We start from the raw sequence: 15,441 nt of genomic DNA, 5'->3' as shown, positions 1-15,441 counted from the left end.
AAAGGAAGATGATGGGTCTACAAATGTTTTTTATCGCTAAACAGAATATAACGAATCAGAATAAGATAGAATGAATAACACTATTAAAAAATAAACTGTCATAGTGATTTACAAAACTGGAAAAAACTTTATTCAAATTTTATTATTTAATATAGACAAAATGGAATAATAAACTATTTTTTATAATGGTGATCGTATTTGAATATCTTCAACAAAATATTTGTCTAACTTTGGGATAGGAATAAAATTAATTTCACCTTATGATTATTACGGCTTAGTTAATTAAATATCACCTTCATCTCTAACTGGTTTTTTATCATGCAATGGAAAAATAATACAACCCGTTATGGGCACATTTCGCTGCTCATCCACTGGTTAGTCGCAATTGTCGTATATGGAATGTTTGCTTTAGGTTTATGGATGGTGACGCTGGGCTATTATGATAGTTGGTACCACCAAGCACCAGAAATTCATAAAAGTATAGGAATATTATTATTTATTGTTATGGCATTTCGTGTGATTTGGCGATTTATTTCACCGCCACCAAAGCCATTATCAAGTTACAGTAAATTAACTAAAGTCAGTTCTATTACTGTTCAAATTTTGATTTATATTATTTTATTCAGTATTTTGATTAGCGGTTATTTAATTTCGACCGCTGATGGACAGCCAATCAGCGTATTTGGTTGGTTTGATGTTCCCGCTTTATTTACTGGCGCTGCAACACAAGCGGATACCGCAGGTGAAATTCACTTGTACCTCGCTTGGGCGGTAGTTTTATTGTCAGTTTTACATGCGTTTGCTGCATTTAAACATCACATCTTTGATCGTGATATTACATTAAAAAGAATGTTGGGTTTTAATCCCGATAAGTAACGTGGAGATAATTATGTTGAAGAAAACGGTTCTTGGTCTGGCTTCTGGTGCTCTATTTTTAACGGCAGGTTCTGCACTTGCTGAAACTTATCAATTTGATAAGCAAGGCCAACACGCTTTCATCGAATTCCGTATTCAGCACTTAGGTTATAGCTGGGTATACGGCAGTTTTAAAGATTTTGATGGTAACTTTACTTATGATGCAAAAGACCCATCAAAAGACAAAGTTGAAGTGACGATTAAAACAGGCAGCATCGATACTAACCATGCAGAGCGTGATAAACACTTACGCAGCGCAGACTTTTTAAATGCCTCTAAATTCCCAGAAGCGAAATTCGTTTCAACGGAAGTGAAAAAAGACGGTGAAGCCTACAAAATTACGGGTGATTTCACCTTAAATGGTGTAACGAAACCAATTACGTTAGATGCAAAACTCATGGGGGAAGGTAAAGATCCATGGGGTGGATACCGTGCAGGTTTCGAAGCGCAAGGTAACATTAAGTTGAAAGAGTTTAATATTAAGTCTGATTTGGGCCCTAAATCCCAAGAAGCTCAACTGTTAATTTCAGTTGAAGGCGTTCAGACTAAATAATTCTATGACAACACTCTCGGGGAAATAAACCTTGAGGGTGTTTTTTCATAAAAGAACGAATTGATTTTTTGTGGCAATTCCTCTCTTTTTTCCCTCGCAATTTCCCTTATTCCTATAGCTAGCCCGCATTGATACAGGCTAAAATAGCCAATATCACTTTTTTCAGGTTAATTCAGGATGTTATCGTAATGCACACTATAATTACCTAAGAGGCTTAATGTCTTTGGGTGATTGAATGTGACGAAAAGGTAACGTAATAACGTGAAAATGAGAGTAGTTATTCGTTTTATTAAGAAAAGGCAGGGCGACTTTGAATACACATAGTTCACGTAAAACCGCATTGATAGTTAGCATTATATTTATTGCATTTGCAGTCGGTTTTTACTGGTTAAGCAAAGATAACAATGTGTTATCTACAGACAATAATACCGTTATCCACTCGGAAGCGTTAGCGCAAGCTGAGAAAGAGCTGCCAATTATTGCGACGGTGAAAAAAATCAGCCCTGAAACCTATCAAAGCTTTGAACACCTGATTACACAATACTACCCTGAAAACGAAGATATTCGTCGCCAATTATTCGACCAAGTTGTCGGTAGTGTGATGAAACTGGTCTTAGAACGAATGGAATACGCATCTGATGATGCAGTGATTAATTTTACCAGTAAGGTTAATGATTATCTTAAAGTTTTATTGGAAGAAGACCCTACAGGGAAAACCTGTTTTTATTCACTATTTCCACATTTAAGAGAAACGGCTGAAATCATTCCACCGAAAAAAAGCCAAGCAGTATTATTGAAGCAAATTCAAGCGACCAATGAATTATTGATTTCCAGTGAAGCAGGTAAAACTCAGACGTTAATGCCACCCACTGAATATACGGAAACACTCAGCCAATTAGCCGCTGGTCTGAGTGCTGAATATGGTGCAGATGCTGCAATTCTTGGGAATTTAGAGGCAGGTAAAAAATCCCCTGCACTTGCTTGCCAAATATCCATCAGTTTTTATGATGAAATTCTTGCTATCCCTGATAACGGGAAAAAAGCCGCATTATTACGTTCTTTATTTTCATCAGTGAATAATTAGTTTTAGGTTAAATAGTCGCACCTCTTAATGGGGTGCTATTACGTATTATTAATTATTACATTTATTTTATTCACATCTCCTGCCATTTTTTATACTTTATCTGTGCAAAACTTATTATCTGCATTCATGTAGTATGCTTACTATATCAATCTGTTAGTTTTATCTCTTTTGGAGGTGGCATGAAGTTCGTTCAAAAAAGTATTGTGACCCTCATTACCCTAGCGGCAATTTCTTTGCCAGCCGTGGTTAGCCAAGCTTGTACCCGTGTTGTGTATTTAGGGGAAAATGAGCAAATCATGACAGGGCGAACCATGGACTGGAAATATGATATCGGCACTAACCTTTGGATCTTTCCACGTGGTATGGCGCGGGATGGTGTAGCGGGGCCGAATTCAGTGAAATGGAAATCGAAATACGGCAGTGTGATTGCTTCAGGGTACGATATTTCGACCACTGATGGTATTAATGAAGAAGGTTTAGTTGCCAATCTATTGTGGCTAGCAGAATCTAAATATCCACAAGTCAATGACAAACAACCTGCATTATCAATTTCACTATGGGCGCAATATGTTTTAGACAACTATGCGACTGTCGCCGAGGCCGTTGAGGCGCTTGAAAAAAATCCATTGCTGGTGGCCACTGATAATGTTCCTGGCCAAGACCGTTTAGCCACCTTACATCTATCGATTTCTGATGCTAGCGGTGATAGTGCAATCATTGAATATATTGATGGTAAGCAAGTTATTCATCACAGTCGTCAATATCAAGTCATGACCAACTCACCAACCTATGAAAAACAACTGGCAATGCAGGAATATTGGCAAGGTATTGGTGGCACTGTGATGTTACCAGGTACTAACCGATCAGCAGACAGGTTCGCTCGTGCTCAGTTTTATGTCAATGCCATCCCTCAAAATACCACGGCAAATAAAGCGGTTGCGAGTGTGTTTGGGGTGATCCGTAACGTCTCTGTACCTTATGGTTTAAGTTCTGAATCTTCCCCTGAAATCTCCTCAACTCGTTGGCGTACCCTTGTAGATCATAAGCGTCAATTATACTTTTTTGAGTCTGCACTCACGCCTAATATTTTTTGGACGGATTTAGCGAAAATCGATTTTTCGGCTGAGACTGGAAAAGTGAAAAAGTTGGATCTAGGTGAAGAGCAAAGTCATATCTATTCAGGGGATGCCACTAATAATTATGTGGTGACAAAACCATTTGAGTTCTTAGGGCTTAGCGCAAAACAATTAGGTTATTAGTGTCCAATCTTGGGGTATCAACCTACGGTAATTGCTGTAGGTTGATATGTATCAAAGCCTCAGTAATTTATTGATGAATACTTTGCAGATAATAAACTAACAGTATAAGATGCATTTAAAATGCAACTTATTGGTGATGATATGAACGAGCTAGTGTGTTACAAGACCATGCCTGTCTGGGATAAAGCGTCTCTTCCTTTAATGTTTCAAGAACGTCATAACACAAAAGAAGATTCTTATGCGCAATTGAAGGTGCTGCAAGGCTCTTTAGATTTCATCATTTTTAATGATGATGGTAGTGAACAACATTTCACGTTTGATATAAATAACCAGCCACCAATAATTGAGCCGCAAGTTTGGCACCGTATTTCTAAATGTAGCGATGATATGCAGTGCCAGCTTTCATTTATGTGTAAGCCTGAACTTAAGTTTTATAAAGAATACGGTTTAACAACCCCACATTCTGAAGTGCGTTATCTGTGTGAAAATAATCTTGCTAAGCCATGTAAAACGCTGGATCTTGGTTCAGGACGTGGGCGAAACAGTTTTTATCTTGCATTGCAAGGGTATGATGTCACGTCGGTTGATATCAATCCGCAACATATTCAGGCAATTGATTTTGTTAAAAAACAAGCAGGTATTGATAATATTAATACCGCAGTTTATGACATCAATAGTCACCAAATTCAAGGTGATTACGATTTAATTATTTCTACTGTGGTATTGATGTTCTTACAGCGAGAAAAAATTACTGATGTGGTGAGAAACATGCAAGAACACACGTTATCTGGTGGAGTCAATGTGATTGTCTGCGCAGTTCAAACGCCAGATGCACCATTGGATTTAGTACCATTCAAGTGTTTCTTAAAACCAGGTGAATTAGAGGGTTATTACCAAGATTGGGATATCTTAAAATATAATGAAAATCCTGGGCATTTACATCGTACAGATGCACAAGGTAACCGCATTAAATTAAATTTTGCGACGCTAATTGCTAAAAAGAAATAATTAAGATGAGGGGGCTAATTAAAGCCCCCTTTTTACACAAGAGTTATGCGTTTGCTGCTTTTTCTTTCTCGCTACGTGCTAAGGTTCTTTCTAATAAGACAGCGTATAGCGGTCTACCGCCTAAGAATTGAGCCATCATAGTGGCGCCAATACAGGTAATAATCATCGGTAGGATTAACTGGTAATTATTGGTCATTTCTAAAACTAAGACTATCCCTGTTAATGGGGCCCTTACTGTTGCTGCAAATAAAGCACCCATTCCAGCGATGGCAAATGTGCCCACTTCGATTTGGTATTCAGGAAAAAGCGCTAATGCACTGTAACCAAAAATCCCTCCAAATAATGTACCTAAAGCGAGTAAAGGTGAAAAAATCCCACCAGGTGCACCTGAACTAAAGCTAATGGTCGACGTCAGAAAACGCAGTGCAAAAAACAATAATAATAAGGTGACGGTAAAACTACCAGCAACCATCTGGTGGATCACGGCATAACCGCCACCCACAATTTCAGGCATGTAAACACCAATTGCGCCACAAAGGCCACCGATTAAACCGCCCATCATGACAAAACGAGAAAGTTTATTTTGGTAAAAACGTTGAAACTGGCTTTGTAAGAACAGCAGGAAGTGGTTAAAACAAATGCCGATAATGCCAAATAACATACCCAAAATAAGGTACAACCACAGGGTATTCATCGGAGCAGCAGAAAATTGTCCAATATTGAGTACAGCAGCTTCACCGTTGATTAAGCGGTAAACAATTGTGGCAGTCACTACACCAATAAACACCGATTTAATGGAGATTAAACTGTATTTAAATTGTGGGCGCATCTCTTCGATAATGAATAATATGCCTGCAAGGGGGGCATTAAACGCAGTGGCCAAACCTGCTGCTGCCCCTGAAGCTAATAAAGTATGGCGGGATTCATTATCCTTTAAGCGAAAAAGGTCATAGAACATTTGGCTAATATTTGCACCTAATTGTACTGTTGGGCCTTCACGGCCTAAAACCATTCCTGAACCCAATGTGCCAAGGCCACCAATAAATTTTACGGGGATCACTCGCCACCACCTGACAGGGCGTAAATCTTGTAAAGCGCCTTCAATTTCAGGGATCCCTGACCCTCCAGATTCTGGAGAAAAGCGTTTTACGAGGTAATAGCCAATCATCGCTAAAATGGCGGAAACAAAAAACATGGTTACAACAACCAGCCACTTGTTATCAACAAGTTCATCTACCGATTGAACTCGAATGTTGCTGACCCATGTTGTGCCCATTTCAAATAAAGAGCCGACTAATCCTACAAATGCGCCAATAATGGCGGACAGTAATAGGATCTTTAATGGCGTCTTGTCTGAGCTTTTTATTCGTGTGAATAACCCTTTGGCTGAAGAAGGGGGAGATTTTTGGGACGCGTTTGCCTGTATCATCTTTATTGGATTCTCTAATTACGACCAAATAACAACCACTTATATTTAGTATACCAAGGCTTACTCGAAAACCATCATAGGAAATGATTTTTTTTCATAGGGTAGGCTGAAAGGAACAAAAAGTAACACAAAAAAAGGCGAATTTGTTTATTTAGCATACTTTAATTGACGTGAATAGTTCTCATTAACATTGAATATTAATATAGATCAATAAATGGTTAGATAACCTGAAATGTCTCTTTTTTATTCTAATAAAGAGCGTAATCTTAATGTTGTATTTGAAATGCAACTTTAAGAGGCGAACAACATGTACTGTGTGCAATGTGAACAAACAATTAGAACTCCAGCTGGAAATGGCTGTGCATACGCGCAGGGTATGTGCGGTAAAACAGCTGAAACGTCTGATCTACAAGATTTATTAGTTGCTGTATTGCAAAGTTTATCTGCGAGTGCGGTTACTGCACGGACTTTAGGCGTTATTGATCATGATATCGATAGCTTTGCACCCCGCGCATTTTTCTCCACGTTAACCAACGTGAACTTTGATTCAGACCGTATTATTGGTTATGCACGTGAAGCGATTTATTTACGCGATAAATTAATTAAACACTGCCAATCTGTGAATAGCGCAGTCGCATTTAATCATCCACTCATTAATTTACAATTAGATGGCTCTGACATCCCAATACTACAAGCACAAGCGGCAAAATTTGCATTAGATATCGATAAAGCACAAGTGGGTGAGGATATCCATGGTCTGCGTATGCTCTGCTTGTATGGTTTAAAAGGTGCGGCAGCGTATATGGAGCACGCACATGTTTTAGGCCAATATGATAATGATGTTTATGGTCAATATCATGAAATTATGGCTTGGCTTGGTACATTACCTGCTGATATGAATGAACTGCTCAATAATTCCATGGCAATTGGTTTGATGAACTTCAAAATCATGGAAATCTTAGATGCAGGTGAAACTGGCGAGTTTGGTCACCCAACGCCGACGGAAGTTAATGTTCGCCCTGTTGCAGGGAAATGTATTTTAATCTCAGGTCACGACCTGAAAGACTTAAAAATGCTATTAGAACAAACGGAAGGAACAGGGATTAATATCTATACTCACGGTGAAATGTTACCTGCTCACGGTTACCCTGAGCTGAAAAAATACGCACACTTAGTGGGTAACTACGGTAGCGGTTGGCAAAATCAGCAAGTGGAGTTTGCGAAGTTCCCAGGCCCTGTATTGATGACTTCAAACTGTATTATTGACCCAGATGTGGGGGATTATAAAGACCGGATCTGGACTCGCAGTATTGTCGGTTGGCCTGGAGCAAAACACCTCGAGGGTGATGATTTCGCAGAAATGATCGCGCAAGCACAATCATTAGCGGGTTTCCCATATACCGAAATCGAACACAAAATTACGGTTGGTTTTGGTCGCCAAACCCTGTTAAGTGCAGCAGACGCGGTAATTGATTTAGTATCACAGAAAAAATTACGTCATGTATTCCTTGTTGGAGGGTGTGATGGCAGCCGTGATGAAAGAAGTTATTACACTGATTTTGCACGTGCAGTACCTGAAGATTGCCTTATTTTAACACTGGCTTGCGGTAAATATCGTTTCAATAAATTAGATTTTGGTACCCTAGAAGGCTTACCACGCTTACTTGATGTGGGTCAGTGCAATGATGCCTACTCAGCGATTATGCTTGCTGTGAATTTATCAGAAAAACTGGGATGTGGTATCAATGATTTACCGCTGAGCTTAATTTTGTCGTGGTTTGAGCAAAAAGCCATCGTGATTTTATTAACCCTTCTGGCCCTTGGCGTGAAAAACATTTATACCGGTCCAAGTGCACCTGGTTTCTTAACTGAAAACTTACTCAATGTATTAAATGAGAAGTTTGGAATGCGTAGCATTACGACAGTTGAGCAAGATTTGGCTGAAATCTTACCTGCATAATTAGCCAGAAAAATATAACAAGCCTAAACACAGATATGAGAAGAGAGGGGCGAAAGCCCCTTTAAAGGAGTCGTGCGATGACAATGCCAAGTAGTTTATGTCCAAATAGAATGCAAATTCATTCGATTATCCAAGAAACATCGGATGTTTGGACGATCAACTTAATTAATCATGATTTTTATATGTATTCACCAGGGCAATATGCATTGGTTAGTATTAAAAATAGTGATGATGTCATGCGGGCTTACACTCTATCTTCATCACCAGGTCAAAGCCGTTATATTTCAATTACCGTTAGGCGATTAGAGGATGGTATGGGCTCTAACTGGTTAACTCGTGCAGTGAAGCCTGGGGATTACCTCTGGTTGTCTGAAGCTCAAGGGGAATTTACCTGTGCAAATGTGAAAAGCCAACAATATCTAATGCTTGCTGCGGGTTGTGGCGTGACGCCAATTATGTCAATGACACGCTGGTTGATGGCCAATCGTCCAGAAACGCATGTTAAAGTATTATTTAATGTGCGAGACGACAAGCAAGTTATATTTGCGCAGGAATGGCAACAACTGACACGTGCATACCCAGAACGTTTACAGTTATGTATTATGGCTGAAACGCCAGATAATGGGGAGTTAGCCCAAGGTCGATTAAATGAAGAAAAACTACAAGCATTAGTTCCCGATATTGCTTCACGGGTAGTGATGACTTGTGGGCCAGTTCCTTATATGAAAAATGCTCAGCAATTTGCGGCTAATTTAGGTGTACCTGCCGAACATTTTTTTATGGAACGTTTTTCAACTGAGCCAGAAGTGGTTAATAGCGAAGATGTGCTGACGCTTAAAATTCGCCAGCGCCTCGCTGATTTTAAAGTGCCTGTGGGGATTTCGTTATTATCTGCATTAGAACAAAATAAACAGCCTGTTATTGCTGCATGCCGTGCAGGTGTTTGCGGAAGTTGCAAGACAAAAGTATTATCAGGCAATTATACAACAACAAGTACAATGACATTGACCGCCGCTGAAATAGCAGAAGGGTATGTTTTAGCATGTAGTTGTCAATTACAAGGCGACACTGAAATAGCCTAATGTTATTTAAATAATAATATACTGTCTCATGTGTTATTTAATGGGACAGTATTCCATATAAAAGGTATTTGAAATTTACAATACATACAATAAGAGTAAAATTTAATGTTCTAATAGCGGGGTTTGTATAAAATACACCGATAACTTACTTAATGTATTGATCGCTGAAACAGCAACTTCCTTATTCGGATCTTGGCACAAGTCTATGATTCTTATAATGGCATCATTATATTCAATCGTTGCTTTAAAATCTCCTAAAGCGGAAATCGCCGCGATTTTTATTTCATCATTTACACGAAATGTTAAGCTAGTTAACATTCCTACAATTACTTTATCCATAATAAAATTTTCACGGTTAATAAATCTTGATTTATTTTAAGATAAATCCGTTGATATTTAATTCTGAATTAAAATAAAAAAACATTTAGATAAAATTAAAAAAGTGCCCTTATGTTACTTTTTGGAATTAAATATTGCCATAAGTAAATTTCCATACCTAAATTTCTGTTTTTTCCACTTTGGTGAAAGAAAGGATTGTAAGATATAATAGAATGAGTGATTTATCTTACTCGCTATATGAGTTCACATTATATTAAATGGGGTGAATCTATCTTGAAAAGCTGAAATAGGCTGTAGTCATGAAGTTTGGTCATTGTTTTCTTTGTATAATATAAAAAACGTTAACGATTATTTTAAATACATTTTTAATTTTCCACATGACTATTTATTTTTTATGCTAACTGTTAATAGAAAAGTAATGAAAATTATTTAAAATTACATTTTGTTACTTTATTAGTTTATTTTAAACATTAACTTAAACGAGACCTAAACGGTAAGTTTTCAATGCGTAAAAAACCGTAGGGATAGGGTGGTAATTAATTTCTCAGTGGGTATAATTCGCGCCGCATCCAAAGTGCAGTATCTCGTTAGGCGAGGCTCCTATACAAACATAGGTTACTGATCTGACGACGTCGAGAGACGCCCAAGATTAGGACAGGATATATCGACCGAAGGTATATCCCCATGTAACTTCCTGTTAAAGACAGGATACGTTGTATAGTGCTAAAACCGAGACGAAGAGATAGCTTTCGCATTCTCTCATCTGGTTTCGCCCCTATGTGAGTACTGTTTGAGTAACCAACAGTAACTAGGGACTAAAAAAATGACATTCACTACCCAGAACAAAGCGGGAGCAGTTGCCATTGCTCAATCCGCGATGAAAGACGCACGCCTCAAAGGCAACAATACACAACAACCAAAAATCGATGACGCCACAGTCAGCGCATATATGAGCCAATCATATTTGCCAGTTTCTGTCGCAGATTCAATTGCTTGTGTAAAACAAAACCTTATTGAGCACCTTGAGGGCGAGCAAATCCCCACCTATTTATTTGTTGTCGATAACGACAATTATTTAAATGGTATTCTTTCAGTTAAATCATTATTAGCATCACCTGAAAACTTATTTGTGTCAGATATTATGCGTCACAATTATTTTTCAGTTGCGCCTGAACAATCTCGTCATGATGTTTATGACCTGATTAACCATAGTGGGTTAGATATGATCCCAGTGGTGCAATTTGGCAAGTTAATGGGGGTTTTGCGTCCGCAAGATATCGCAGAACTGATTGAAGATGAGAATACACTTGATGCGCAGTTACAAGGCGCAACCACACCACTTGATGAACCTTACTTAACCACAAGCCCAGTCACATTATGGCGTAAGCGTGTGGTTTGGTTATTAATGTTGTTTGTGGCGGAAGCATACACAGGAACAGTACTAAAAGCATTTGAAGAACAACTTGAAGCCGCAATTTCACTGGCTTTCTTTATTCCATTATTAATTGGAACGGGGGGTAACAGTGGAACACAAATTACCTCAACGTTAGTCCGTGCGATGGCATTGGGCGAGGTGAGTTTGCGTAATTTAGGCACAGTCCTGAAGAAAGAGGTTTCAACTTCGTTTTTAGTCGCAATTACTATTGGCGGCGCAGCCCTAATCCGTGCTTGGATTTTAGGTGTTGGCCATGAAGTGACTATCGTGGTGAGCTTAACTATCGTCGCGATTACAATGTGGAGTGCGATTGTTTCTTCAATTATTCCAATGGTTTTAAAGAAAATGAAAGTTGACCCAGCCGTGGTATCTGCACCGTTTATCGCGACCTTTATCGATGGAACTGGCTTAATCATTTACTTTGAAATTGCTAAATTAGTGATGACGGAGTTCGCTTAAGCACACGCCTCAAATTTGATGCGGCAGGAAATCAGTTTTCTGCCGCAGTTTCGATTAATTTTTCTTGTTTTAAAATCTCCCCACATTGACGGCACAAATATTGGTTTTCTCCTCGTACCACTTTATTATGGCGACGAATGGTTAATTGATGTACGGTTTGGCAAGCACAGTGATAGGCAAATGTTTTGCTTTTTACCGTTGCAACGGCAAAGTTGTGTGTGCGTTTCGCATCAACCTCTAATACATGCTGCATCATCCATTTCCATTCCTTTCCATGGGGGGCAACACCTTTACGCCCAAACACATGGTATACCAACAAGTGTGCAAGTTCGTGAGGGATGACTTCATCGATAAATTTTTCTGTGTTTTCAATCAGTAGTGTTGCATTGAGGCGAATTTCCCACTCTTTCAGGTAAGCGCTACCCGCCGTGGTACCTCGCTGTTTGTAGTTAACAGCGGGCTCAGGAAATGTTTGTTCCAGTTTTTGTTCAGCAAGGGCCAGCTTTTCGCGTAGAACTCGCATAACGTGCTGCTGTAGGAATATGGGGACTCGAATGGTTTTCATTAGTTAAGAATACGTGATGCAGTTGCTTTCAAACAAGTAAAAATTGACAGTTATTATATTAAATAATATATTGTATTTATATATAATATTGTTAAGTATAAGTGACTGTATGAATAATATCACATCGGAACAGCAGCTTTCAGCTATGAAACAGGCGGCATCACAAACGGCTTCCTTATTAAAAACGTTGGGTAACCCAGATAGGCTAATTTTATTGTGCCAATTGACTCAAGGGGAGGCTTGCGTCAGCGATTTGGAGCAACAACTCGGTATCCAACAACCTACATTATCCCAGCAACTTACGGTGTTGCGTAATGATGGGCTTGTGAAAACTCGCCGTGAGGGCAAACGCATTTATTATGCAATTGCGGATGAAAAATTATTCACGTTACTCAATACGTTATATCAACTTTATTGCCCCGTGCAGGAGAAATAAGATGAGTATTGATTGGGCAAATTTCACACCAGTCTCAGCAGCAATCGGTGGGGTATTCATTGGTGTTGCTGTGGCAATTTTGTTGGTTTTTAACGGCAGAATTGCTGGGATTAGCGGTATTTTGGGAGGGATCTTAAAACCGACTAAAGGGGACACCGCATGGAAGGTTGCCTTTATTTTGGGCATTATTATCTCGCCGATTTTATTTACGTGGTTTGCTTATACACCTGAAGTCAATATCGCGGCAAGTACGCCTATTTTGATCATCGCGGGTTTATTCGTTGGCTTTGGCACGCGCTTAGGGAGCGGCTGTACAAGTGGACACGGCATTTGTGGTATGGCGCGTTTTTCCCGTCGCTCAATTGTCGCGGTGTTGATTTTCATGATTGTTGCTTTTGTGACCGTTGCGATTTCTAATCATTTTGGGTTAGGGGGGTAAACTGATGCCAATTCTTATTGCCTTAATTTCAGGGGTCTTATTTGGCTTGGGGTTAGTGCTTGCGGGGATGGGAAATCCAGCCAAAATTTTAGCATTCTTAGATATCACTGGAAATTGGGATCCTTCATTACTGGTGACGATGGCTGTTGCGATGGCGATTAGCGGAGTTTCTTATGCATGGGTGAAAAAGCGCCGTGTGAGTGTGTTAAATTGCCCGTTGCAAATTCCAACTAATCAAAAAATAGACAAAAAGTTGTTGGCTGGGAGTGCGGTATTTGGCCTTGGTTGGGGACTTGCAGGGATTTGCCCAGGACCTGCATTATTATTAACTGGCTTGGGGATCACTCAAGGAATTATTTTTACGCTGGCAATGATTGCAGGGATGTCCGTTTACCAATTTAGCCAAAAATCCTAAGCCATTTTATAGGGTTTAAGTCACAAGCAATAAAAAAACCCATCACTATGATGGGTTTTTGTGTAATACGTTTTAGTTCGATGTATTACAGACCAGCAGCTTCGCGTAAAGCTTCTGCTTTGTCTGTTTTTTCCCACGGGAATTGTGGGCGGCCAAAGTGGCCATAAGACGCAGTTTGCTGATAAATAGGGTGTAGTAGGTCAAGCATGTTGATCAAACCATAAGGACGTAAGTCAAAGAACTCACGCACTAATTGGATAAGTAAAGTCTCATCAACTTTCGCTGTACCAAAGGTTTCCACCATAATAGAGGTTGGCTCAGCAACACCAATCGCGTAAGACACTTGGATTTCACAACGATCAGCCAGGCCAGCTGCAACAATATTTTTTGCAACATAACGTGCTGCATAGGCTGCTGAACGGTCAACTTTTGATGGGTCTTTACCAGAAAACGCACCGCCCCCATGACGCGCCATACCGCCGTAGGTATCAACGATAATTTTACGGCCTGTTAAGCCACAGTCACCCATTGGCCCACCGATAACAAAACGGCCTGTTGGGTTAATAAAGTATTTCGTTTCTTTTGATAACCACTCTGCTGGCAGAACGGGCTTGATGATTTCTTCCATCACCGCTTCATGCAGTTCTTTTTGTTGGATATCTTCAGAATGCTGAGTGGATAAAACAACGGCGTCGATACCCACAATTTTGTTGTTATCGTATTTAAAGGTGACTTGGCTTTTCGCGTCTGGACGCAACCATGGCAATGTACCATTTTTACGCACTTCTGCTTGGCGTTGAACTAAGCGGTGTGCATAAGTAATTGGCGCTGGCATTAGCACATCAGTTTCATTGGTTGCATAACCAAACATCAGGCCTTGGTCACCCGCACCTTGTTCTGATGGGTCTGTACGGTCAACACCTTGGTTGATATCAGGAGACTGCTTACCAATCGCACTTAAAACAGCACAAGAATTGGCATCAAAGCCCATATCTGAACTGGTGTAACCAATTTCACGAACCGTTTTGCGTGTGATTTCTTCAATATCAACCCAAGCACTGGTGGTGATTTCTCCCCCGACCATTACCATACCTGTTTTGACGTAGGTTTCGCAGGCAACGCGAGCTTTTGGGTCTTGTTCAAGAATAGCATCAAGTACTGCGTCAGAGATTTGATCCGCAATTTTGTCTGGATGCCCTTCTGATACAGACTCAGAAGTAAAGAGATGTGTAGCCATGAGTTTAATACCTTAAGAATTCGCAGAATTTATAGTTGGATGTTTTAACATCTAGACGGCTATTTTAGTCCTATGAAGTAAAAATTTCTACCTGTATTTATACAAAAAACGAATAGAGGCACAAATTAACTATCATCCCCTAGGCGTAATCCCTACTAACACGTCATAAACTAAGCAAAATCGCTTTAAATCCTTAAGGAAAGGGAGGTTTATTTTATTTGGCTGTTTTTCACTGAAAAATCATTTAGGGTGAATAGCATTATATCGATGAGCTATTTTTTGCTTATAGGTCGCCGTGATTAATAGCTCGATTTATTGCCGTTAAAATTTTATCGCAATTTCGGCATTTTGCTTTTGCTTTTTGCGTCCAATAGATGTATAAACTGCGACCGTAACGGATGGTTGTTTTTTCCCGTTATATACCAGTAGGTCAAAATAAAGCGCCTACTATCTATCAGGAATGTTTATAAACTTTTGAATTTCAATAAAACACAAGGTGATATAGCTTAAATCAACAGGTCAGCCTGCCAAAATAGTGCTACAACATTGAAATCTGAAGGGGCTAAACAGTTATATTGGGGGTTAATGGGGAATGATCCATAATCTACTGAATAACAGTATCCAACCGTCATATGCGGATCGCCGTGTGACTTTGGCGTTTACTTTCCTGTCATTCTTTACTTCATCACGAAGTTACCGTCACATCTTTAATACACCTTCAAGGCTGAGTCATTAATTTGTCAGCTTAAGGTCGTATATTGTCACTGTTTAGAATTCTAAGCACTTTTTATTAAAATCTGAGTATTGCCGTTTCCTCCGATATAAC

At 39.4% G+C, this 15,441-nt stretch carries 16 protein-coding genes and 1 riboswitch; of the genes, 12 read left to right on the top strand and 4 right to left on the bottom strand.

Annotation, left to right across the window (positions count from 1 at the left end; all coding sequences use genetic code 11):
• Positions 1–318 precede the first annotated feature (318 nt).
• The 5 genes from AABS66_RS11875 (at position 319) to tehB (ending at position 4,819) form a co-directional block, all read left to right on the top strand.
• Complete coding sequence (locus AABS66_RS11875; protein ID WP_047756889.1) at positions 319–876, top strand: cytochrome b; 558 nt, start codon at positions 319–321, stop codon at positions 874–876.
• Positions 877–889: 13 nt separating this feature from the next.
• Positions 890–1,468: a YceI family protein gene (locus tag AABS66_RS11870; protein WP_206082738.1), complete on the top strand. Its 579-nt coding sequence runs from the start codon at positions 890–892 to the stop codon at positions 1,466–1,468.
• Positions 1,469–1,778: 310 nt separating this feature from the next.
• On the top strand, positions 1,779–2,552 hold the full coding sequence (locus tag AABS66_RS11865) for a topoisomerase IV (RefSeq protein WP_430224945.1): 774 nt from the start codon (positions 1,779–1,781) through the stop codon (positions 2,550–2,552).
• 179 nt (positions 2,553–2,731) lie between these two features.
• Positions 2,732–3,811, top strand: coding sequence for a linear amide C-N hydrolase (locus AABS66_RS11860; RefSeq protein ID WP_272539101.1), 1,080 nt, complete (start codon positions 2,732–2,734; stop codon positions 3,809–3,811).
• Positions 3,812–3,931: 120 nt separating this feature from the next.
• Positions 3,932–4,819 (top strand): SAM-dependent methyltransferase TehB, encoded by an 888-nt coding sequence (tehB, locus tag AABS66_RS11855; protein WP_430224944.1) that lies wholly within the window; start codon positions 3,932–3,934, stop codon positions 4,817–4,819.
• 43 nt (positions 4,820–4,862) lie between these two features.
• Here tehB and clcA read toward each other — a convergent pair whose 3' ends face one another.
• On the bottom strand, positions 4,863–6,248 hold the full coding sequence (gene clcA / locus AABS66_RS11850; RefSeq protein WP_272539102.1) for a H(+)/Cl(-) exchange transporter ClcA: 1,386 nt from the start codon (positions 6,246–6,248) through the stop codon (positions 4,863–4,865).
• Between the two features lie 307 nt (positions 6,249–6,555).
• Here clcA and hcp point away from each other — a divergent pair, with 307 nt between their 5' ends.
• Positions 6,556–8,208: a hydroxylamine reductase gene (gene hcp, locus AABS66_RS11845; RefSeq protein WP_430224943.1), complete on the top strand. Its 1,653-nt coding sequence runs from the start codon at positions 6,556–6,558 to the stop codon at positions 8,206–8,208.
• A 77-nt stretch (positions 8,209–8,285) separates the two neighbouring features.
• Positions 8,286–9,290 carry an NADH oxidoreductase gene (gene hcr / locus AABS66_RS11840; RefSeq protein ID WP_272573413.1) on the top strand — a complete coding sequence of 335 codons (1,005 nt, stop codon included), beginning with the start codon at positions 8,286–8,288 and terminating at the stop codon, positions 9,288–9,290.
• A gap of 102 nt (positions 9,291–9,392) precedes the next feature.
• Here the strand turns inward: hcr and AABS66_RS11835 are convergent, their stop codons facing one another.
• Positions 9,393–9,629 carry a HEAT repeat domain-containing protein gene (locus AABS66_RS11835; RefSeq protein ID WP_206082731.1) on the bottom strand — a complete coding sequence of 79 codons (237 nt, stop codon included), beginning with the start codon at positions 9,627–9,629 and terminating at the stop codon, positions 9,393–9,395.
• Between the two features lie 576 nt (positions 9,630–10,205).
• Positions 10,206–10,378: riboswitch (M-box (ykoK) riboswitch) on the top strand.
• Between the two features lie 74 nt (positions 10,379–10,452).
• Here AABS66_RS11835 and AABS66_RS11830 point away from each other — a divergent pair.
• Positions 10,453–11,523 carry a magnesium transporter gene (locus AABS66_RS11830; protein WP_206082730.1) on the top strand — a complete coding sequence of 357 codons (1,071 nt, stop codon included), beginning with the start codon at positions 10,453–10,455 and terminating at the stop codon, positions 11,521–11,523.
• Between the two features lie 31 nt (positions 11,524–11,554).
• Here AABS66_RS11830 and AABS66_RS11825 read toward each other — a convergent pair whose 3' ends face one another.
• A complete protein-coding gene (locus AABS66_RS11825) occupies positions 11,555–12,088 on the bottom strand; it encodes a SprT family zinc-dependent metalloprotease (protein WP_206082729.1) in 534 nt (177 codons plus the stop codon).
• 109 nt (positions 12,089–12,197) lie between these two features.
• Between AABS66_RS11825 and AABS66_RS11820 the strand changes: the two genes are divergently transcribed.
• Genes AABS66_RS11820 through AABS66_RS11810 form a run of 3 tightly spaced genes read left to right on the top strand, consistent with a single transcriptional unit; the run spans position 12,198 to position 13,378 of the window.
• Entirely contained in the window at positions 12,198–12,524 is a 327-nt protein-coding gene (locus tag AABS66_RS11820) for an ArsR/SmtB family transcription factor (protein ID WP_206082728.1), read from the top strand.
• Between the two features lies 1 nt (position 12,525).
• Positions 12,526–12,963: a YeeE/YedE family protein gene (locus tag AABS66_RS11815; RefSeq protein WP_206082727.1), complete on the top strand. Its 438-nt coding sequence runs from the start codon at positions 12,526–12,528 to the stop codon at positions 12,961–12,963.
• A gap of 4 nt (positions 12,964–12,967) precedes the next feature.
• Complete coding sequence (locus AABS66_RS11810) at positions 12,968–13,378, top strand: DUF6691 family protein (protein ID WP_206082726.1); 411 nt, start codon at positions 12,968–12,970, stop codon at positions 13,376–13,378.
• A gap of 85 nt (positions 13,379–13,463) precedes the next feature.
• Here the strand turns inward: AABS66_RS11810 and metK are convergent, their stop codons facing one another.
• Positions 13,464–14,615, bottom strand: coding sequence for a methionine adenosyltransferase (metK, locus tag AABS66_RS11805; protein WP_206082725.1), 1,152 nt, complete (start codon positions 14,613–14,615; stop codon positions 13,464–13,466).
• Positions 14,616–15,207: 592 nt separating this feature from the next.
• Here metK and AABS66_RS11800 point away from each other — a divergent pair.
• Positions 15,208–15,351, top strand: coding sequence for a hypothetical protein (locus tag AABS66_RS11800; RefSeq protein ID WP_272539105.1), 144 nt, complete (start codon positions 15,208–15,210; stop codon positions 15,349–15,351).
• Positions 15,352–15,441: the final 90 nt, after the last annotated feature.

Origin of the sequence: Providencia sp. SP181 (genome assembly GCF_050446505.1) — a bacterium.
Taxonomy (GTDB): Bacteria; Pseudomonadota; Gammaproteobacteria; order Enterobacterales; family Enterobacteriaceae; genus Providencia; species Providencia vermicola.
This window is presented reverse-complemented; position numbering and strand designations above follow the sequence as displayed.